This is a genomic window from Ruegeria sp. HKCCD7255 (assembly GCF_013031565.1).
In the GTDB taxonomy this organism is placed as follows: domain Bacteria; phylum Pseudomonadota; class Alphaproteobacteria; order Rhodobacterales; family Rhodobacteraceae; genus Ruegeria.
The window spans coordinates 13,597-34,277 of sequence record NZ_WQAG01000001.1 but is presented as its reverse complement, the minus strand read 5'-3'; the positions used below and the strand labels follow the sequence as shown (position 1 = coordinate 34,277).

18 protein-coding genes and 2 tRNA genes are annotated in these 20,681 nt (G+C 57.9%); 10 read left to right on the top strand and 10 right to left on the bottom strand.

Annotated features, from left to right (window positions below):
• Positions 1 to 17: 17 nt before the first annotated feature.
• The 6 genes from murF to mraZ are packed head-to-tail and all read right to left on the bottom strand — an operon-like array spanning position 18 to position 6,522.
• Positions 18 to 1,412 carry a UDP-N-acetylmuramoyl-tripeptide--D-alanyl-D-alanine ligase gene (murF, locus tag GOX45_RS00195; RefSeq protein WP_171096827.1) on the bottom strand — a complete coding sequence of 465 codons (1,395 nt, stop codon included), beginning with the start codon at positions 1,410 to 1,412 and terminating at the stop codon, positions 18 to 20.
• Positions 1,409 to 2,890: a UDP-N-acetylmuramoyl-L-alanyl-D-glutamate--2,6-diaminopimelate ligase gene (locus tag GOX45_RS00190; protein WP_171096826.1), complete on the bottom strand. Its 1,482-nt coding sequence runs from the start codon at positions 2,888 to 2,890 to the stop codon at positions 1,409 to 1,411. The genes murF and GOX45_RS00190 overlap by 4 nt, the downstream gene beginning before the upstream one ends.
• Positions 2,891 to 2,911: 21 nt before the next feature.
• The gene (locus tag GOX45_RS00185; RefSeq protein ID WP_171096825.1) at positions 2,912 to 4,699 is read right to left on the bottom strand and encodes a penicillin-binding protein 2; all 1,788 of its coding nucleotides are present in this window, start codon (positions 4,697 to 4,699) and stop codon (positions 2,912 to 2,914) included.
• The gene (locus tag GOX45_RS00180) at positions 4,696 to 5,064 is read right to left on the bottom strand and encodes a cell division protein FtsL (RefSeq protein ID WP_171096824.1); all 369 of its coding nucleotides are present in this window, start codon (positions 5,062 to 5,064) and stop codon (positions 4,696 to 4,698) included. Before GOX45_RS00180 ends, GOX45_RS00185 begins: the two co-directional genes overlap by 4 nt.
• Positions 5,061 to 6,053, bottom strand: a complete 993-nt coding sequence (gene rsmH / locus GOX45_RS00175; RefSeq protein WP_171096823.1) for a 16S rRNA (cytosine(1402)-N(4))-methyltransferase RsmH — start codon at positions 6,051 to 6,053, stop codon at positions 5,061 to 5,063. The genes GOX45_RS00180 and rsmH overlap by 4 nt, the downstream gene beginning before the upstream one ends.
• A gap of 4 nt (positions 6,054 to 6,057) precedes the next feature.
• Positions 6,058 to 6,522, bottom strand: coding sequence for a division/cell wall cluster transcriptional repressor MraZ (gene mraZ / locus GOX45_RS00170; protein ID WP_371731809.1), 465 nt, complete (start codon positions 6,520 to 6,522; stop codon positions 6,058 to 6,060).
• A 928-nt stretch (positions 6,523 to 7,450) separates the two neighbouring features.
• On the opposite strand from mraZ, the gene GOX45_RS00165 reads away from it, so the two are divergent.
• Both GOX45_RS00165 and GOX45_RS00160 read left to right on the top strand, forming a co-directional pair.
• Positions 7,451 to 7,675, top strand: coding sequence for a DUF1127 domain-containing protein (locus tag GOX45_RS00165; RefSeq protein ID WP_171096821.1), 225 nt, complete (start codon positions 7,451 to 7,453; stop codon positions 7,673 to 7,675).
• A 371-nt stretch (positions 7,676 to 8,046) separates the two neighbouring features.
• Positions 8,047 to 8,337 (top strand): DUF1330 domain-containing protein, encoded by a 291-nt coding sequence (locus GOX45_RS00160; RefSeq protein WP_171096820.1) that lies wholly within the window; start codon positions 8,047 to 8,049, stop codon positions 8,335 to 8,337.
• A gap of 3 nt (positions 8,338 to 8,340) precedes the next feature.
• On the opposite strand, the gene GOX45_RS00155 is transcribed toward GOX45_RS00160, so the two are convergent.
• Positions 8,341 to 10,737, bottom strand: a complete 2,397-nt coding sequence (locus GOX45_RS00155; protein ID WP_171096819.1) for an ATP-dependent helicase — start codon at positions 10,735 to 10,737, stop codon at positions 8,341 to 8,343.
• 170 nt (positions 10,738 to 10,907) lie between these two features.
• On the opposite strand from GOX45_RS00155, the gene GOX45_RS22005 reads away from it, so the two are divergent.
• The 4 genes from GOX45_RS22005 (at position 10,908) to GOX45_RS00140 (ending at position 16,942) form a co-directional block, all read left to right on the top strand.
• On the top strand, positions 10,908 to 11,903 hold the full coding sequence (locus GOX45_RS22005; protein WP_254445889.1) for a hypothetical protein: 996 nt from the start codon (positions 10,908 to 10,910) through the stop codon (positions 11,901 to 11,903).
• Between the two features lie 66 nt (positions 11,904 to 11,969).
• On the top strand, positions 11,970 to 12,689 hold the full coding sequence (locus GOX45_RS22000; protein WP_254445888.1) for a GGDEF domain-containing protein: 720 nt from the start codon (positions 11,970 to 11,972) through the stop codon (positions 12,687 to 12,689).
• A 358-nt stretch (positions 12,690 to 13,047) separates the two neighbouring features.
• The gene (locus tag GOX45_RS00145; RefSeq protein WP_171096818.1) at positions 13,048 to 16,485 is read left to right on the top strand and encodes a pyruvate carboxylase; all 3,438 of its coding nucleotides are present in this window, start codon (positions 13,048 to 13,050) and stop codon (positions 16,483 to 16,485) included.
• Between the two features lie 73 nt (positions 16,486 to 16,558).
• Positions 16,559 to 16,942 (top strand): MAPEG family protein, encoded by a 384-nt coding sequence (locus GOX45_RS00140; RefSeq protein WP_171096817.1) that lies wholly within the window; start codon positions 16,559 to 16,561, stop codon positions 16,940 to 16,942.
• A gap of 22 nt (positions 16,943 to 16,964) precedes the next feature.
• Here the strand turns inward: GOX45_RS00140 and GOX45_RS00135 are convergent, their stop codons facing one another.
• Positions 16,965 to 17,987, bottom strand: coding sequence for a hypothetical protein (locus tag GOX45_RS00135; RefSeq protein ID WP_171096816.1), 1,023 nt, complete (start codon positions 17,985 to 17,987; stop codon positions 16,965 to 16,967).
• Between the two features lie 193 nt (positions 17,988 to 18,180).
• The gene (locus GOX45_RS00130) at positions 18,181 to 18,387 is read right to left on the bottom strand and encodes a hypothetical protein (RefSeq protein WP_171128021.1); all 207 of its coding nucleotides are present in this window, start codon (positions 18,385 to 18,387) and stop codon (positions 18,181 to 18,183) included.
• A gap of 113 nt (positions 18,388 to 18,500) precedes the next feature.
• On the opposite strand from GOX45_RS00130, the gene GOX45_RS00125 reads away from it, so the two are divergent.
• From GOX45_RS00125 to GOX45_RS00115, 3 genes are all read left to right on the top strand, one after another.
• Positions 18,501 to 18,575: transfer RNA gene (locus GOX45_RS00125), tRNA-Gly, on the top strand.
• A gap of 33 nt (positions 18,576 to 18,608) precedes the next feature.
• Positions 18,609 to 18,683: transfer RNA gene (locus GOX45_RS00120), tRNA-Gly, on the top strand.
• A gap of 83 nt (positions 18,684 to 18,766) precedes the next feature.
• Positions 18,767 to 19,633 (top strand): GNAT family N-acetyltransferase, encoded by an 867-nt coding sequence (locus GOX45_RS00115; protein ID WP_171096814.1) that lies wholly within the window; start codon positions 18,767 to 18,769, stop codon positions 19,631 to 19,633.
• Here the strand turns inward: GOX45_RS00115 and GOX45_RS00110 are convergent.
• Positions 19,630 to 19,869 (bottom strand): Lrp/AsnC ligand binding domain-containing protein, encoded by a 240-nt coding sequence (locus GOX45_RS00110; protein WP_171096813.1) that lies wholly within the window; start codon positions 19,867 to 19,869, stop codon positions 19,630 to 19,632. The two genes, GOX45_RS00115 and GOX45_RS00110, sit on opposite strands and share 4 nt — an antisense overlap.
• Before the next feature lie 153 nt (positions 19,870 to 20,022).
• Here GOX45_RS00110 and hisB point away from each other — a divergent pair, with 153 nt between their 5' ends.
• Positions 20,023 to 20,610, top strand: coding sequence for an imidazoleglycerol-phosphate dehydratase HisB (hisB, locus tag GOX45_RS00105; RefSeq protein ID WP_171096812.1), 588 nt, complete (start codon positions 20,023 to 20,025; stop codon positions 20,608 to 20,610).
• Positions 20,611 to 20,681 lie beyond the last annotated feature (71 nt).

Sequence of the window (20,681 nt, the reverse complement as noted above, 5' to 3'; positions counted from 1 at the left end):
CCTCTCTCACAAAGCGCCTACGCCTCAGGCGCGCTCCCTTGCCCCAATTTCCGAAGACCGTCAACAATATGCGCCAGCGCCATGCTGAGCGAGCCCTTGGCCAGCACAACATCGCCGTCCCGGATCAGTTCGGGAAGGTGGCAAGCCATGTCCTGGCTGGTTTCAGACCACTTCCCGCGCTTGTCTTCCGGCAAAGCCTGATGCAGCGCCTGCATCAACGGGCCGATGCAATGCACCTGATCGACACTCGCGATGGCATCAATATCGGCCAAGGCCGCGTGCATTTGCATTTCATCCGGCCCGAGCTCTTTCATGTCGCCAATGAAAGCAATCCTGCGCGCACCTTTCGCCGCAGCCAGCACATCCAACGCTGCAGCCATCGACGTTGGGTTGGCATTGTAGCTGTCATCCAACAGCTCAAGGGATCCACCGTTTGAAAGCGAAACAACCTCGCGCACGCCGCGCCCTTTGACCGGAGCCCATGCCCGCAGACCTTCTATGGCCTGCTCCAGATCTACGCCCAGTTCGACACAGGCGGCCAGCGCGCCTAGGGCGTTCATAGCGAAATGCGTGCCCGCAGACTGAACTTCAAAGGTGATCTCTGTGTCACCTACTCTGGCCTGCGCAGCGACAGCGGTGTCGGATTGCGCGACGTCCAGCAACGTATAGTCAGCCGCACTACGCCCAAATTCCACGACCTTCACGCCGCAACCGAGGGCATGGTCGCGCACGATACCGGCATGCTCGATATCTGCGTTAACAATGGCCGATCCGCCTGCGACCAACCCATCAAAGATGGCAGCCTTTTCGCGGGCAATACCGGCCACCGAGTCGAACGCCTCAAGATGAACCGCCGCCACCGTCGTGACCAAAGCCACATGCGGGCGCGCCTGTTTGGCGAGGGGTGCGATTTCCCCGGGGTGGTTCATGCCGATCTCGATCACGGCAAATTCGGTCTCGCGCGGCATCCGCGCCAGTGTCAGCGGCACACCCCAATGGTTGTTGTAACTGGCCACGCTGGCATGTGTCGCGCCTTGCGTTTCCAAAATGGTGGCCAGCATCTCCTTGGTCGAGGTCTTGCCAACGCTGCCAGTCACGCCGACCACGCGTGCCGAACAGCGCGCGCGCGCGGCTTGGCCCAAAGCCTCCAGCCCGGCTTGCACATCCTCAACGATCAGCAATGGCGCGGTCTCATCAACACCGTCGGGAACATATGAAACCAAGGCCGCACCCGCGCCCTTCTCAAGCGCTTGTGCCACGAAATCATGCCCGTCACGGGCCGCCTTGAGCGCCACAAAAATATCTCCGGGTTGCAATGTGCGCGTATCGATCGACACGCCGTTGGCGACCCAGTTGCCGGTAGCGCGCCCACCGGTTGCCGAGGCGGCCTCTGCCGCTGTCCAAAGCGTCATGCCACCCTCCCGTCCAGCGCCGCAACGGCGATGCTGGCCTGTTCGACATCATCAAAGGGCAGAACCTGATCGCCAACAATCTGCCCGGTTTCATGGCCTTTGCCCGCAATAAGTAATGCGTCACCGGGTTGCAGCGCGTCCACGCCGCGCAGGATCGCCTCGGCCCGGTCGCCCACTTCGGTTGCTTCAGGCGCGCCCAACATCACTGCTGAGCGGATTGCTGCGGGATCTTCGCTGCGTGGGTTGTCGTCGGTGACAAAAACCACATCCGCATTCGCCGCAGCCGCCTGCCCCATCAAAGGCCGCTTGGTGGCATCGCGGTCGCCGCCCGCGCCCACAATCGCAATCAACCGGCCCATCACATGCGGACGCATGGCGCGCAATGCAGTGGCAACCGCGTCAGGCGTATGGGCATAATCGACAAAAACTGCCGCGCCATTTTCCCGCGTGGCGGCAAGCTGCATCCGACCGCGCACGGTTTTCAGATGCGGGAGCGTGTCAAAGACATGCTGAGGCTCATCACCGCTGGCAATCACCAGTCCACAGGCCAGCAGCACGTTTTCAGCCTGAAACCCGCCGATCAGGTTCAGACGGGTCTGAAACACCTTACCCTGCCAGGAAAACCTCAGATCTTGCCCGGTTGCATCAAAGCGCTGATTGAGCAGACACAGGTCCGCTTCACCCAGCCCGACCGTCAACACCTGCTGACCTCGCGCTTCGGCAATGCGACGGACTTGGGCGCCCTTCGGGTCGCTCATGTTGATCACAGCGGTACCATCTTGCGGCAGAACCCGATCAAACAGGCCCACCTTGGCCTGGAAATACGCCTCAAACGTTTCGTGATAGTCCAAATGATCCTGCGTAAAGTTCGAAAACCCTGCGGCTGTCAGATGCACACCGTCCAACCGTCGCTGTTCCAACCCGTGCGAAGATGCCTCCATCGCAGCATGGGTGACACCGTTTTGGGCGGCTTCAGCCAGGCAACGATGCAGCGTAATAGGCTCGGGCGTCGTGTGGGCCAAAGGTGCGGTCCATGCACCTTCAACACCAGTGGTGCCCAGATTGACGGCCTTGTGGTCCAGCTCGGCCCAGATCTGGCGCACGAAACTGGCCACCGATGTTTTTCCGTTGGTGCCGGTCACGGCCACAATCGTTTGCGGTTGCGCCCCAAACCAAAGGGCCGCCGCACCCGCCAAAGCTTGTCGAGGATCCTCGACAACAACAAGCGCAGCCTCCGATCCGGCCAGCTCGGCAGCGGCGATTTCGGCCCCTTCCGCATCGGTCAGAATCGCCGCAGCCCCCATGCGCAAGGCGTATTGGATGAACTCCCCGCCATGCACGCGGGTTCCAGGCAATGCCGCAAACAAAAAGCCGTCTTGCACATCGCGGCTGTCAACGGCCAGACCGGTGATCTGCGGGTTCGCCCCTGCGCGTGCGGTCAGGGCCAGTTGGCTGAGTTTCTTTGACTGTTTGCCCATGCCCACCTCGTGTCAGACAGCCTAATTTGAGGTCAGCGTTATAGCAGCGCCCGCCTCAGGCTCAAGCCGGGGACGCAGCCCCAAAAGTGGCGCTATGCGCCCGATCAGTTCCGAGGCCACTGGCACCGCCGTCCAACCCGCCGTGCGTCGCTTTTCACCATGCGCCACAATCGACGGTTCGTCCAACGTGACGACCAGTACATATTGCGGATCATATGCCGGGAAGAAGGTCGCGAAAGTTGCGATCACCTTGTCATCATAGTACCCGCCGCGCGGCTTGGGTTTGTCCGCTGTTCCGGTTTTGCCCGCCACCGCATAGCCCGGCACATCGCCGAAACTGGCGGTGCCATCGGTGACCACCTTGCGCAACATCTTCTGCGACTGCCGCGCTGCATTGGCCGACATCACCCGCGGGCCGTATTGCGGGCCGTTTTTGCGCAGGATCGTCGGGCTGACGTAATGCCCCCCGTTGGCAATCGCCGCATAACCCGCCGCCAGATGCATGGGGCTGGTCGAAAGCCCGTGGCCATAGGAAATCGTTACGGTGCTCAGCTCACCCCATTTTTTGGGCTTCAAAGGTGCTCCACCCTTGGCTTCGACAATCTCGAACGGTGTCGGCTCAAACATCCCAAGCGTTTCCAGAAAGCTCTGCTGCCGCTTGGCCCCGATCATCAAAGCCAGCCGCCCGGTTCCCCGGTTCGAGCTGTGGACAATTACATCCGCAACGCTGATCTCGCCATAGTTTTTGCCGTTGAACTCTCCAATTGGAAAGCGCCCGATCTTCATCGGGCCAGAGGTATCGATGATGGTTTCGGAATGTACCAGACCCAGTTCAACCGCCTGAGCGGCGGTAAAGATCTTGAACACCGATCCCAGCTCATAAACGCCCTGCACGTAGCGATTGAACAGAGGGCTGTCTGACGGATCATAGCCCGAGGTCGGTGGGCGCGGGCGGTCGTTGGGATCAAACGAGGGCAAAGAGGCCGCCGAGACGACCTCGCCCGTATGCGCATTCATCAGGACGGCCGATGCGCCTTTGGCATTCATGATCTTCATGCCGCCATAGAGCACCTGCTCGACCGCAGCCTGAATGGTCAGGTCCAGCGACAGCTGAAGCGGCTTGTTGCCGTTGGCCGGGTCGCGCAGATAGTCGTCGAACTGTTTTTCTACACCCGCAACGCCAATCAGCTCAGCCGCGCTGACGCCTTCGCGTCCAAACCCGGACCCGCCTAGAATATGCGCCGCCAATTGCCCGTTGGGATAAAGCCGCATTTCGCGCGGGCCAAACAGAATGCCGGGATCACCGATGTCATGCACCGCCTGCTTTTGCTCGGGCGAGATCCGCTTTTTGATCCAAAGGAATTTACGATCACCGGTGAAGTCTTTGACCAGACGCTCTTTTTCCAGATCCGGGAAGATTGCGACCAGCTGATCCGCTGCGGCCACCGGATCAATCATCAAAGGCGGCTGCGCGTAAACCGAATAGGTTTCCAGATTGGTCGCCAGAATACGCCCATCCCGGTCGACTATATTGGCCCGCTGCATCGCAATCGACGCCCCTTGAGCACTGGCCAAAGGCTCTTGCGCCTCGGACGTGGCCAACATGCCCATGCGCACGCCAACCACACTGAAAGCACAAAAGAAAAAGAGCCCCAATACCAGCAAACGCCCCTCGGCCCGAGCGCGAGCGCGGTCTTTCATGTCTTCGTGGCGTTGAAGAATATTCTCGCGCTCGATGGCCTTTGGATTTTCGCCCTTGGCACGGGCTTCCAGAATGCGGGCCAGAGGGCGCAGCGGAGTACGTGTCATGGCACTTGCACCTCGACTAACGCCTGTGTCCGCGTGATGGCCTCCAGCTCTTCCGGGGTCGCCACAGGCAAATCAGGGTCCTCACCATAGGCGATCTTGTCTGCACGCCCGAATTGCTCGGCCCGTAAAGGCAACAGTCCCAAACGTTCGAAATTCAGGTCCGCCAGTTCCCGCAGCCGGTCGGGGCGGTTCAGGTAAGCCCATTCCGCGTTCAAAACCGCCAACCGCGCCTGCGCCATCCCGATCTGCCGCTGCAGCGCCTGGGTCTCCTTGACCACTTGCTGCGTACGATAGTTCTCTTGATAGGCCCAAAGCGCCAGGCCGAACACCGACAACGCGGTCAATACATACAGAATGCTCTTCATTTTCCCCGTCCCCCCAGTTGTGGCATGCCGATTGCGCGCGCATCAATTTCGCCCGCCGGAGCCTCAGTTCTGATTGCCACACGCAGCTTTGCAGATCGCGCGCGTGGATTATCCTGCAGTTCCTGCGCATCCGGCCCAACGGCCTTGCGCGTCTTAAGCGTGAATTGCGGCTGCTCTTGCTCAAGTTCGGGCGCATAGCGGTTTGCCCGCCCGGTCTTGCCTGCCCGCGCCTGAAAGAACCTTTTGACCATGCGATCTTCGATCGAATGGAACGTCACCACCGCCAATTGACCACCGGGCTTCAAGGCACGTTCCGCCGCCATAAGCCCCTGAAACAGCTCGTCATATTCTGCGTTCACGGCAATCCGCAGCGCCTGAAAGCTGCGCGTCGCGGGATGGGACTGGCCCGGTTTGGGGCGCGGCAGACAGGATTCGATGATCTCGGCCAAGGCAAGCGTGGTTGTGATCGGAGCTTCGGCCCGCGCCTTGATGACAGCCTTCGCGATCCGGCGACTGGCCCGTTCCTCTCCGTAGTGGAAAAGGATATCTGCCAATTCGGCCTCGCTTGCTTCATTGACCAGATCCGCAGCACTTGGTCCGTCCTGACTCATCCGCATATCCAACGGACCGTCCTTCATGAAGGAAAACCCGCGCTCAGCCTGATCCAGCTGCATCGATGACACCCCAAGGTCCAGAACAACACCGTCCAGACCCGAGGCATATTCATCCATGCGCGAAAACACACCCTGCTGCAGAACCAGCCTGTCGCCAAATTGCGCGACCCAGCCTTTGGCCATCTCAAAGGCCAAAGGATCACGATCCACGCCGATGACTTTGCAGGCTCCGGCCTCCAGCAATCCGCGTGTGTAGCCCCCCGCTCCAAAAGTGCCATCCAGCCAGACACCCGTAACTGGTGCGACTGCCTCCAACAGGGGGCGCAGCAGAACGGGGATATGAGGTTTTTCGACTTGAGTTTCCGCAGCAGCCATTCCGTCAGGCTCCGGGGCCGTCCAGGAATTGCATCGGATCGAAGTCTTCCGAGTATTCTTCGACCCACTCTTCCGCATCAGATTCAGCCTCTGCCTCATAGACTTCAGGCTTCCAAATCTGGAAGGTATCGCCTGCCGCGATAAAGAATGCCTCTTTCTCAAGCCCGATCTTGTCGCGCAGCTTTGCCGGCAAAACCAATCGCCCGGTTTCATCCACGGTTGTCGGGAAAGACTGACCATGGAACATGCGTTGCAACATCTTTCGCTGGGTCGAGCCGCGCGGCAATGCATCGATCTTGGCGTCGACCTCGTCAATCGCCTCCATCGAGTAGCATTCAAGGAATTTGCGGTTGGGGCCGCCGTAGACAATCACAAGCTCGGGGCTGCCGCCAGGTTGCCAGTTGGGATCAGAGGCCTCAAGCACACGGCGAAACAGGGCCGGGATCGAGACCCTGCCCTTCGTGTCCACCTTATGGTGGCTTTCACCTCTAAACCTGCGCGCCAAGACGACTGTCCCTTTCGCTTGCGCCTCACTTCAAAAACGCTCCCCCCTTCAAGAAAAACGGCGGGTTGATCTGCTGCCACTGATCAACCCGCCGCATTGACCCGCTGTGCGGGATGTCCAGCTGCGCGCGCCACCTGGGGGGATGTCTGCTCGCTCGCGCGCCGGATCTGTTGACTGATGAAAGCGAGATGCCTGTATGAAACCTAATTTTGTATTCTTGGTTCGGGGTCGTTTAGCGCCCCATGTGCCTCGTCCTCATCGGATGAATAAGGGATGCCACGGGATTTCATGGAAATCAATAGGAAATTACACCACGACATGGCCCCAACTACCGTTTGCAGCAGGACAGCAACGACGAACGCGCGCGAAACACACCTCAAATTGACACACAAAGCAAAGATGCCACTACATATAGTGCCAACGCAGCAAGGCAGCGCTTCCCACGATTTCCCATTTTTTTCTCTTTAAATGTAAAAAATGGCACTGAATCTCACCGAACTGGCCCGGATGGATCGAATCAAACACCCACAGTTCAGCGCCAGATCCGGGTGAAAACGCATCTCGCCCATGGTTTCCCATGCAGGTGCGTTCGCGCGGTGAATCGCGGTCACGCGATTTCTTTCCGCACAAATTTCAGCCAAATCCGATCAATCAGGCGGCAGTTTCACAGCTGATGTTAGCGCCTAAAAAATCGTACCGCAAAGCCCGGCCTCGAAAAACCCATATTTTAAAGGCGCTTTTCTTCGTTTCAGGAAATCTTCATTTAATCTATGCACTTGCTGCATAGCAGCATTGCCCCTGCGCCCTATTGTGCAAACGCAGCATTTGCCTATCTTCAATCTCAAGCAAGGGCCGGACAGTTCCGGTCATACGGAAAAAGCGGGTAACCAAAATGGCAATCGCAACACATCCTACAGCGCTGAAAAGCGCATCTTCGAGCGGGCTGAACACTGTTCTGGGCGGGCTGAAACTGCGTTTCAACCGGTACCGGACTTTCCGCCAGACATATAACGCTCTGGCCGCGCTGTCGAACCGCGAACTGGCGGATCTGGGTCTGAACCGCAGCATGATCCGGCGTTTGGCGCTGCAGGCCGCGGAAGAATACTGCGCGAAGTAAGCGCACAGAGAATTACGAGATCAGGTCCATCCTCCTCCCTTGGGCCTGTACTTAAGCGGCAACGTCTCTCCTCCTCCCTGACGTTGTCGCACCATATACCGGCCTCAGATGTCGGAAACTGATACATCGGGACTCTCCTCCTCCCTGTCTCGATGTTGAAAGTGCGCGGTGACGTCTACCTCCTCCCTGACGTCACCGCGTCTGTCACGTACCGGGCTCAAACCCGGAAAAGGATACTTCGGGGCTCTCCTCCTCCCTGCCTCGGAGTTGAAAAGAACGGCGGTTCCCTTCCTCCTCCCTGGGAACCGCCGTTTTTGTTTTGTCACAGCATGATGTACGTTGGGGTCGTGAACGCGTTTCAGGAGTACCTCATGGCCGCCTATTTCATCGCCCAGATTTCCATTCACGACCCCGATGGGTACCAGAGTTATCTTGAAGGCTTCATGCCAATCTTCGACCGGCATGGTGGGCGCCTGCTGACGGTTTCTTCAAAACCAGTCGAAGTCATAGAAGGCAGCTGGGCTGAAGACGGCATCGTGTTGATGGAGTTCCCCGACATCGCCTCGGCCCGGGCGTGGAAAGATGATCCAGACTATGTTGAGCTCGCCAAAATCAGGCAGGAAACAGCGACTGCCAATCTGGTACTGGTCGAAGGACTGTAAGCGTCAGAACGGAACATCGTCCTTATTGGTCAGAAAGCGAGAGACCACCTTTTTGACACCGGCCTTGTCAAAATCGACCTCGACCTTGTCGCCTTCAATCCCAATCACACCGCCATAGCCAAATTTCTGGTGAAACACGCGCTCACCCAGCGTAAAGCTGGCCACAGCGGTTGCATCAATCACCGTATTGCGGCTTTCGCGCGGCTGCGACATGCCATATTGCCCTTGCCGCGCCTGCATCCGTTTCCAGCCCGGAGAGTTATACACATTGGCTTCTGCCGCGCGGGTTTCGATCCCGGCACTTTGCTGGCCACCCCCATAAAGCCCCGGAGGTGTCAGAATCTCCACATGCTCTTCGGGCAACTCGTCAATGAACCGTGACGGCATGGAATTCTGCCACTGCCCGAACACCCGCCGATTACCGGCAAACGAGATGGTGCAGACCTCCTCGGCCCGCGTAATCCCCACATAAGCCAGACGCCGCTCTTCCTCGAGCCCCTTGATCCCGCTTTCATCCATCGAGCGTTGCGACGGGAACAGCCCATCCTCCCAGCCGGGTAGAAAGACCACCGGAAACTCCAGCCCCTTGGCCGCGTGCAAGGTCATGATCGAAACCTTCGCCCCGTCGCCCTCCTGTTCGTTATCCATGACCAGGCTGACATGTTCCAGAAACCCTTGCAGGTTCTCGAAATTGTCCAACTGGTTGACCAATTCCTTGAGGTTTTCCAGCCGTCCGGGCGCTTCGGGGGTTTTGTCGTTTTGCCAATGGGCGGTATAGCCGGATTCGTCCAGGACAATCTGCGCCAACTCGATATGGGTATGTTCCGGCGCGCCATAGCGGATGGGGGATAGCCCATCGTCAATGACCGTATCATCTTCAACCTCGATCCGAGGCCCGCGTGTCATCGCATTCCACCGCGCCAACCCGTCGATCAGCTCGCGCAGGGCCTTGCCGCCCTTGCCCTTGATCAACCCGTTTTCGACCGTAATCCGCGCGCCTTCGACCAAAGAAACACCGTTTTCGCGCGCCACCACCTGAATCGTCTGCTGCGCCTTGTCTCCAAGGCCCCGTTTGGGTGTGTTCACGATCCGCTCAAAGGCCAGATCATCCTCGGGGCTGACCACCAGCCGGAAATAGGCCATGGCGTCGCGAATCTCCATCCGCTCATAGAACCGAGGGCCACCGATCACCTTATAGGGCAACCCGATGGTCAGGAACCGATCCTCAAAGGCCCGCATCTGGTGTGATGCGCGCACAAGGATGGCCATTTCATCCAGGTTCATCGGACGAATGCCGCGCGTGCCGCCCTGCATCGCGTCGATCTCTTCACCGATCCAGCGCGCCTCTTCCTCGCCATCCCAATGGCCGATCAGCCGAACTTTGTGCCCCTCTTCGGCGTCTGTCCAAAGCTCTTTGCCCAATCGGTTCTCATTGCTCCGGATCACATTCGACGCAGCGGCCAGAATATGCGGGGTCGAGCGATAGTTCTGCTCCAACCGCACCACAAAAGCACCGGGGAAATCCTTCTCAAAGCGCAGGATGTTTCCCACTTCGGCTCCGCGCCAGCCATAGATCGACTGGTCGTCATCGCCGACACAGCAGATATTCTTGTGCCCGCCCGCCAGCAGACGCAGCCAGAGATACTGGGCGACGTTGGTATCTTGATACTCGTCCACGAGGATGTAGCGGAACCAGCGCTGATATTGCTCCAACACGTCCGCTTGGGTCTGGAAAATCGTGACCATATGCAGCAGCAGGTCACCAAAATCCACAGCATTCAGCTCGCGCAGACGGGTCTGGTATTGCGCGTAAAGCTCAATACCTTTGTGATTGTACGCACCCGCGTCAGCGGCAGGCACTTTGTCGGGTGTCAGTGCCCGGTTTTTCCAGTCGTCGATTATTCCGGCCAGCATCCGAGCGGGCCAGCGCTTGTCATCGATATTAGCCGCCTGCACCAATTGTTTGAGCAAACGCAACTGGTCATCGCTGTCCAGGATGGTGAAGTTTGACTTCAGGTCCACCAGTTCCGCATGACGACGCAACAGCTTGACACAGATGGCGTGGAACGTGCCCAACCACGGCATGCCCTCAGCAGGCTGGCCCAATGATCGGCCAACTCGGTCTTTCATTTCGCGTGCGGCCTTGTTGGTAAAGGTCACCGCCAAAATCTCGTTTGGGCGTGCCCTGCCCGTGGTCAGCAAATGCGCGATCCTTGCCGTCAACGCCTTGGTCTTGCCCGTGCCCGCGCCTGCCAGCATCAGCACCGGGCCGTCCAGCCGTTCAACCGCCTCCCGTTGCGCCGGGTTCAGTTCGTCCAGGTATGGTGTAGGGCGCACGGCCATCGCCTGTGCAGACAAAGATGCGCCTTCAAAGGCGTCCATATCGTCAAAACTGCTCATGGCCCCAAACTACGCTGGATACGCGCCAAGGGTAAAGGGTTTGTTCACGGCTTGTTCACGCCCAATCCGAAAAAATTTGACGTTTATTCTTCCAACACGCCGCACGGGCGTTAACCCTCTGTCAAGTCGCTGAGTTGAAAACTGCCCTTGTCGAAGTGCAGGAGGCAAAGATGGAGCACGAGCATACTGCAGGCCGAAAAGGAGGCCTGCTGGCGCAGACTGCGATTATCATCAGCCTTATTTGTGCCATCGGCCTTGCTGGCTGGATCGCCATGTATGGCGCCATCCCGATCGTGAACCGCATGGTCGAAGCCGATGTCCGGCATCGATCTGAGGCCTGGAGCGAACAGATCATGACGTTCATTCCTGACCTTCAAACAGCTTTCGGCGAAGGCCAAATCGCGCAACCCGACGCGGCGTTGTTACGCCGTGTGCTGGGCGCGTCCGAAATCTACCGCCTTCAGATATATGACGCGACTGGCAAGATGATCTGGTCATCGGCGGGGCCGCACAGTCACGCCGCCCCACTTATGCCCGAGCGGCGCAATGCGACTGTTTTGGGTGATATGTATTATGCCTTGTCGCAAAGATCTGCACTTGAAGTGCTCTATCGCGAGACAGAGAACCTCAACGCGTCCGACCAGATGCGCGATGTGGCCGAAGTGGTTAGCGCGGTGACCAACGGAGGTGCCTATTTGGGCGCTTTGGAGTTCTTCACGGATGTTACGGAACTCAGGCGCGCTTTCATGGTGCAGGTCCGGCCTCTGCTTGCGCTGATCGGCTCGCTTGTGGTTTCGGCAGTTTCGATCGTGTTCTTCATGTCGTATCGCGGAAACCGGCTACAACTGCGCGCGATGCGCAACCGGTCTCGGGCTGAACGCAAGCTACTGGACGATCAGCTTAAGCTAGCGCGAGAAGTGCAGTTTTTGGGCGAGTTGAACGAATGGCTGCAATCGAGCCGCAGCCTGGATGAACTGTTCGATATGGTTGGCCGGTTCATGACCCATATTCTGCCGCAGGCAGAAGGCGGCGTTTATGTCTATTCCAATTCGCGCGACGTGCTGGATGGCTGTGCCAGTTGGAACGGTGGGGCACATAAGGCGCATATTCACCCCGAAGGCTGCTGGGGCCTGCGCCGCGGACGCACTTATCAATTTGGTACCTAAGAGATTGAATTTGTCTGTGAACATGCAGAACCGCATGACGGGCGACCTTATTTCTGCTTTCCCATTTTGGCTCATGGCGAAACGGTCGGCCTGCTGCATTTGCGTGCCATCGAGGGGCAGAAAGAAGGTTTTCGTGACAGCCGCAAACTGGCGCAACTTTGCGCCGAACAGATCAGCATGGCCATCGCCAATGTACGGATGCGCGACCAATTGCATGACCAATCGGTGCCGGATCCTCTGACTGGCTTGTTCAACCGCCGCCACATGACCGAAACGCTGCGTAAATCGATCAGCCGCAGCCAGCAAACCGGCGCATATCTCAGCCTGATCGCAGTCGATGTGGACCATTTCAAAAAGTTCAACGACACCCATGGCCATGATGCCGGTGACATGGTTCTGCGGGCCGTCGGCGCCGCTTTGGAGCAAGGCTGCGAACGGGATGAGGTCGCCTGCCGGATCGTTGGAGAAGAGTTCATGCTGATCCTGCCGGACAACAGCCCTGAAGATGCAGTATCGCGCGCCGAACAGCTGCGCCAAGCGGTCGAGGCGGTGACCGTCCGCTATGGTGAAAAGGCGTTGCCGCGCATCACGATCTCGGTCGGTGTTTCCCATTACCCTGCGCACGGAACCATGCCGCAAGATCTAATGCGCGCAGCGGATGACGCGCTCTATCAGGCCAAGGATAAGGGGCGGAATCAGGTTCAGGTCGCTGGCTCACAAGAGACATCTCAAAAGGACAAGAACCCAAAACAGATCAAATCGCCGCCCGCGGCATCTGCGGCATGATCCGGAGCCGGGGAAAGGTTTGATACGCAATCTCGGGCTTGGCGCCTTTGCTGTTCAACAGTATTTGCACCCGTCAACATCGCATGGCACGCCAAAGAAAACGGTGCTGCGCAGTCAAATAACCGCCAAGGTCCCGAGTTTTCGACGGCTTCAATCGGCAATTGCCCGGAATAATCATAAAAATAGGAATAAAACGTTACAAAACGTTGATGCTGCACCGCCGCATGGGTAAAAGGTCGACACCAACACTTGGCGTTTGCGAGCGTTAACATGCCGGTTCTACCCAAAAGAACGGATATGTCAGCGCGTATTCACGCGCTAGAGCAACGGCCAAACGTAAAAAAGACCGGGACCAGACATGACCGACTTCAAGAAAATTCTGATCGCCAATCGCGGCGAGATTGCCATCCGCGTCATGCGTGCCGCCAACGAAATGGGCAAGCGCACCGTTGCGGTCTTTGCCGAGGAGGACAAGCTGGGCTTGCACCGGTTCAAGGCCGATGAAGCCTATCGCATAGGTGAAGGCTTGGGTCCGGTTGCGGCCTATTTGTCGATCGACGAAATCATCCGCGTGGCCAAAGAATGCGGCGCTGATGCGATCCACCCCGGCTATGGTCTTCTGTCCGAGAACCCGGATTTTGTCGATGCCTGCGTGCAGAATGGTATCACCTTCATTGGCCCCAAGGCCGAGACCATGCGCTCCCTGGGCGACAAGGCCAGCGCACGAAAGGTGGCCATTGCCGCCGATGTGCCAGTCATCCCTGCAACCGAAGTGCTGGGCGATGACATGACCGCGATCAAGGCGGAGGCGGCCGAAATCGGTTACCCGCTCATGCTCAAGGCAAGCTGGGGCGGTGGCGGGCGCGGCATGCGTCCGATCCTGTCCGAAGTTGAGCTGGAAGAAAAAGTGCTGGAAGGCCGCCGCGAAGCCGAAGCGGCTTTCGGCAATGGTGAGGGTTATCTTGAAAAGATGATCACACGCGCCCGCCATGTAGAGGTGCAGATTCTGGGCGATAAGCATGGCGAGATCTATCACCTCTATGAACGCGATTGTTCGGTCCAGCGCCGCAACCAGAAAGTGGTCGAGCGCGCACCGGCCCCTTACCTGACCGAAGACCAGCGCGCCGAGCTGTGCGAATTGGGTCGCCGCATCTGCACGCATGTGAATTATGAATGCGCGGGCACCGTTGAATTCCTGATGGATATGAACACCAGCAAGTTCTACTTCATCGAAGTGAACCCGCGGGTGCAGGTCGAACATACGGTGACTGAGGAAGTCACTGGCATCGACATCGTGCAGGCCCAGATCCTGATTGCCGAGGGCAAAACCCTGGCCGAAGCCACGGGCAAAGCCAACCAGGATGAGATCCGTTTGAACGGTCATGCGCTGCAAACCCGCGTGACAACCGAAGATCCGCTGAACAACTTCATCCCCGATTATGGCCGGATCACCGCCTATCGCTCGGCCACCGGCATGGGCATTCGTCTGGATGGCGGCACCGCCTATGCGGGCGGCGTAATCACACGCTACTACGACTCACTGCTGACCAAGGTCACGGCCTGGGCGCCCACACCGGAAAAGGCGATCGCGCGGATGGATCGGGCCTTGCGCGAATTCCGCGTGCGCGGTGTTTCGACCAATATTGCCTTTGTCGAAAACCTGCTGAAACACCCGACCTTCCTGTCGAACGAATACACCACCAAGTTCATCGACGAGACTCCGGATCTGTTCCATTTCAAAAAGCGCCGCGACCGGGGCACCAAGGTTCTGAACTATATCGCCGACATCACTGTGAACGGGCATCCCGAAACCAAAGACCGCCCGACGCCAAGACCCGATCTGAAAGAAGCCCGCCCGCCCGCGCTGAAGGCCGAGCCGCAAATGGGCACGCGCAACTTGTTGGAGCAGAAAGGCCCGCAGGCCGTTGCCGACTGGATGAAGGCCCAGCGCCAGCTGTTGATCACCGACACCACCATGCGCGACGGGCATCAGTCGCTGCTGGCCACAAGGATGCGGTCGATCGACATGATCAAGGTGGCACCCACCTATGCGGCCAACCTGCCGCAACTCTTCAGCGTCGAATGCTGGGGCGGCGCCACTTTTGACGTGGCTTATCGGTTCTTGCAGGAATGCCCGTGGCAGCGTTTGCGTGACCTGCGCGAGGCGATGCCGAACCTGATGACCCAAATGCTGCTGCGCGGCGCAAACGGGGTTGGCTATACCAACTATCCTGACAACGTGGTGCAGGAATTCGTGCGCCAGGCCGCGCAGAATATCGATGTGTTCCGCGTGTTCGACTCGCTCAACTGGGTCGAGAACATGCGCGTTGCGATGGATGCCGTGGTCGAAAGCGGCAAGATCTGTGAAGGCACGGTTTGCTACACCGGTGACATCCTTGACCCGGATCGTGCCAAATATGACCTGAAATACTACGTCGGCATGGCGAAAGAACTGCGCGATGCCGGTGCGCATATTCTGGGCCTCAAAGACATGGCGGGCCTGTTGAAACCAGCCTCGGCCAAGATCCTGATCCGCGCACTGAAAGAAGAGGTCGGCCTGCCGATCCACTTCCACACGCACGACACTGCCGGTATCGCAAGCGCCACCATTCTGGCGGCCGCTGAAGCAGGCGTCGACGCCGTGGATTGCGCGATGGACAGCTTCTCGGGCAACACCTCGCAAGCGACGCTGGGCACCGTGGTCGAAGCCCTGCGCCATACCGAGCGTGACACTGGGCTCGATATCAAGGCCATCCGTGAGATCAGCGACTATTTCGAGGCAGTGCGCGGCCAGTATGCCGCCTTTGAATCCAGCCTCCAGGCCCCGGCATCCGAGGTCTATCTGCATGAAATGCCCGGCGGTCAGTTCACCAACCTCAAGGCACAGGCACGCAGTCTGGGGCTTGAGGAGCGTTGGCACGAAGTGGCGCAGATGTATGCGGATGTGAACCAGATGTTTGGCGATATCGTCAAAGTAACGCCCTCGTCCAAAGTGGTGGGCGATATGGCGCTGATGATGGTCAGCCAGGGCCTGACACGCGATGATGTTGAAAACCCGTCAACCGAGGTCGCCTTCCCGGATTCGGTCATCGACATGATGCGCGGCAATCTGGGCCAGCCTCCGGGCGGGTTCCCCGATACTATCGTTCATAAAGTGTTGAAGGATGAAACCCCCAACACCGAGCGTCCGGGCAAGGACGTTCCAGCCGTCGACCTCGAGGCCACGCGTGCCGAACTGTCCGCACAACTGGAAGGGATGGAGGTCGATGACGAGGACCTGAACGGATATCTGATGTATCCCAAGGTGTTCCTGGATTACATGGGCCGCCACCGCCTCTATGGCCCTGTCCGCACCCTGCCGACACGCACGTTCTTTTACGGGATGGAACCGGGCGAAGAGATCACCGCCGAGATCGATCCGGGCAAGACGCTGGAAATCCGCTGTCAGGCCATCGGTGAGACCGACGAAAAGGGTGAGGTCAAAGTCTTCTTCGAACTCAACGGTCAACCGCGTGTGATCCGTGTTCCGAACCGCATGGTGACCGCTGCCACCGCACAGCGCCCCAAAGCCGAGGTGGGCAATCCCAACCATATCGGAGCGCCGATGCCTGGTGTTGTGGCCACGGTCGCGGTTACAGTCGGGCAAGAGGTCAAAGAAGGCGATCTGCTTCTGACCATCGAAGCGATGAAGATGGAAACCGGCATCCATGCCGAGCGCGACGCAGTTGTCAAAGCCGTTCACGTGCAACCGGGCGGGCAGATCGACGCCAAGGACCTGCTGGTCGAGTTGGAATAGCAACCAAATCTGATTAGACTTCGAGGGGCCGGGTGCGAAAGCATTTGGCCCTTCCTTTTTGCCAGAGGTTCAAATGCTTACCATCACACCGATCTACGCCGCGCTGATTGCATTGCTCTATGTCTGGCTCAGCATCAATGTGATCAAGTGTCGACGGGCTGAGAAAGTCTCGGTCGGCGATGGCGACAACAAAGCGGTGCGAAAGGCCATGCGCACCCATTCGAACTGCGCCGAATATGCGCCTTTCGGGCTGTTGTTGATCGCTATGGTCGAACTGCAGGACGCCGGGGGGCTGCTTGTGAACCTGTTGGGATTGGCGTTGCTCGCGGGACGGCTATCACATGCTTATGGCTTTGGTCGCACACCCCAAATCGTCATACTGCGTCAGATCGGTATGTTACTTACTTTCGCGGCCATAATTCTGGCCGCAATCGCGAATTTGATACTGGCGATCTGAGGTGTCGGGCCCTGGATGAGGCTTACCCTTCGGCAAGCTCCTCCAGTTCTTCCTCGACAGGCGTACCATCTTCATCCTCGGCAAGCTCTTCTGTCTCGTCTTCGTCCAAGGGTTCGACGCTGTCATCAATGGACGCCTCGTAATCTTTGGGTGCAGGCAAATCCAGAAGATCGTGCAGTTCGTTCAGAGCGTCTTCAGACAGGTCACGCCCACCGGTCAGAGTGTCCAGCGCTTCTTCGGGGTTGGATTCATCCAGCGCCATTTCCGCTTCGGTCACCGCCTCTTCGGCATCTTTCAGCGCAGCATCATACTTGTCTTGTGCTGTCAGATCCGGGTCTTCGGCAAGCTCTTCCTCAGTCGGCGCAAACGTGTCTTCGATTTCCTCATCCGTCAGTCCCATGAGATCTGACAATTCCCGCTCTTTGTCTTTCAGATCTATTGAAGCTTCAGAGTAATCCAGGATGCTCTGCTGGTACGAGTAAAGCTTGCCCGGCATACTGTTCGGAGATGCGTTTTTCAAAGCATTCGGGTTGGCATGGGCCGCGTTCAGCCCTTTCAACTCGGACGAGATCTTTCCGTGCTTGTTGGGATGTACCGGCTCTTCCTCGACAATTGCGGGTGCAACCACTGCTGTCGCTGCAACTTTTTTCGATTTCTTCTTACCGTTTACCAGGTTTTCGAGCGACGCAATCAAGCCAGGCTTCTTCTTGCCTGAATTGACGGTCGTGGTGGTGTTCTTTTTCTCGGCTTTCTTTTTCCCCAGATTTCCGAAAAGCCCGCGCCCCTTCGAGGCAGATTTCTTGTCGGCACCGCTGTTGCCACTCGCCTTGGAACCACCGGACTTATCACCGTTATTCCCGTTGCCTTTTCCGCCGCCTTTGCCACCGTCGCCGCCGTTTCCTCCACCGTTACCGCCGCCGTTGCCATTACCGCCGCCGTTGCCGTTTTTGGCGATGGCGACATCCGGGGCGGCCAGAACAGCGACAAAACCGACTGTGCCGGCAAGCATCAATGATGTGGCGAGAATGCGGGAATAACGTTTCATTTTTTGTCTTCCTTTTGTCACTGGAGCGGCAGAGGGCACCAGGTTGAGCAGACGAATTCAGGTTAATGCATAGATATCTTGTCAAAAGGGCAAAACTTGGGCAAAAAACCCGTAAACAAAGGGGTAATAGGTCGACAATACAGCCCGCTTTCTTCGAATTGTTCTGCGGTTAAGCGACAATCTGGCAAAATCTTTAAGCCCGTTCGACGTCTCGGATTTGCGAAGGTGATGGGAAAATGTGTGGGGCAGACAGCAGATCCGGCTGCGCCAATGCCTGAGACCGCTCTTCAAGCCATGCCACCGCGACGGCCAACGAGATCATTGCCGCCAGCAAAATCAGTTTCAGGTCTTGCATGCGCACAATAAGGTCCCCCTCCACAGTCTTGTCACGTTGCTGCATCCTGTCTTCAACGGGCACAGAGCATCTTTCCGTCGAAAGATTTTTGCATTTTTTTGTGCTTTTCCGCTTGCAGGCTTGCGTGGGACTTTATACATCCCTCCTCACTCAACGGCGCGGGCGTAGCTCAGGGGTAGAGCATAACCTTGCCAAGGTTAGGGTCGGGCGTTCGAATCGCCTCGCCCGCTCCATTGAGAGGTCTTTGGACCACATATGTATCTGATGCGGGCGTAGCTCAGGGGTAGAGCATAACCTTGCCAAGGTTAGGGTCGGGCGTTCGAATCGCCTCGCCCGCTCCAGATACCAAGCCTTTCGAACATGCTGGTCCTTTCGCAAGCGATGCGCCATTCTGGCCGCATTCCAAAACGCAGGACCGTTCCTAATGTCTGATTATGAGATCCGCTCCCTTACCGCCGATGAAGTGCAACATGCTGTGGATTGGGCGGGGCGCGAGGGGTGGAACCCGGGTGTTCATGATGCAGAGTGCTTTCGCCCAACCGACCCCGATGGGTTTTTGGGCGGGTTTCTGGATGGCGAGATGATCGCCTCGGTCTCGGCCGTGAATTACGATGACAGATTCGCCTTTCTGGGCTTTTACATCGTGAAACCCGAGTTCCGGCATCATGGCCATGGGCTTGAGATTGCCCAACACGCGCTGGCCCATTGCAAGGGGCGCAATAAGGGGCTGGATGGCGTGGTTGAACAGCAGGACAACTATCGCAAATCCGGCTTTACCTTTGCCTACAATAATTACCGTTTTGCAGGAACGAAAAGTAGAATGCTGGGCAAGTTGGACGCCGGTTCAAACGCCGCCATTGTTGACCTGACGCAGGCCTCGGACGCTTTGAAAGACTATGATCGCGACCTGTTCCCGGCACCGCGTGATCTGTTCTTGAACAGTTGGCTGAGCGCGCAGCACCATGTGTCCAAAGCCTATGTCCAAGACGGCGAGATAAGAGGATACGCTACCCTGCGACCCTGCCGGACCGGATATAAGGTGGGGCCGCTATTTGCAGATACGCCCGACATCGCCGAAGCGTTGCTGGCAGCACTTTTGATCTCGGTCCCAGAGGACCACAATGCACATGAGATCTTTGTGGACATGCCGCAGCCGAATGAATCGGCCTTTGCTCTGGCCGACAAACTGGGGCTGGACAAGGTGTTTGAAACGGCACGGATGTATTCCGATCATGAGCCGGACATCGATCTGAGCCGTATCTTCGGTGTGACAACGTTCGAGCTGGGCTAGAACGCCTTGAAGGTCATGGTGGTCAGCGACCGCTCGATATACGGAATATCCAGCAGGTTTTCATTGATGAAGTGACCCACATCCTGATCTTGCGGAATGTAGAGCTTGAGCAGCAAATCATACTCTCCGCTCGTGGAAAACAGCTCGGAGTGTATTTCGCGCAGCGCGATATCTTCGGCGACCTGATAGGTGGTGCCGGGTTTGCAGCGGATCTGGATGAAAACGCAGGTGGACATGATCTGACCCCGTCGGTTTGAATTGCCTGCACGCTGGCACGGGTCGCGCCGGGGTGCAATCCCCTGCAACAGTTTGCGTCGAAGGCACCAAGACCTCTGGATATACCCGGGGGACCGCGTCTATAAGCGCCCTGTAGCAAAAGGAAGTCGCCCATGCGCAGCGCTCAGATCAGCCGTCAGACCGCCGAGACCGAGATCTCGGTTGAGGTCAATCTTGACGGGACAGGCCAGTATGACAACCAGACAGGTGTCGGGTTCTTCGATCATATGCTGGATCAACTGGCGCGCCATTCGCTGATCGACATGACCGTTCGGGCGAAGGGCGATTATCACATCGACGACCATCACACGGTCGAGGATACCGGCATTGCGCTGGGTCAGGCATTGACGCAGGCTCTGGGCGACAAGAAAGGCATCCGTCGGTATGGCGAGTGTCATCTGCCCATGGATGACGCACAGGTGCGCTGCGCACTGGATCTGTCAGCCCGCCCCTTTCTGATCTGGAATGTGGATCTGCCGACACCAAAGATCGGCACTTTCGATACCGAGTTGGTGCGCGAATTCTTTCAGGCGTTCAGCACCCATGGCGGCATCACGCTGCATATCGATCAGATACACGGGTTCAACGGCCACCACATTGCCGAGGCCGCCTTTAAGGCGGTCGCGCGCGCACTGCGGCAGGCGGTTGAGACGGACCCGCGTAAGGCGGATGCGATTCCGTCCACCAAAGGCGCGCTATAGGCAACCGGTGTGAGGGGCGCTACCCCTCTTGGCCTTCGGCCAATTCACCCCGCCGTATTTGGAACAAGAAG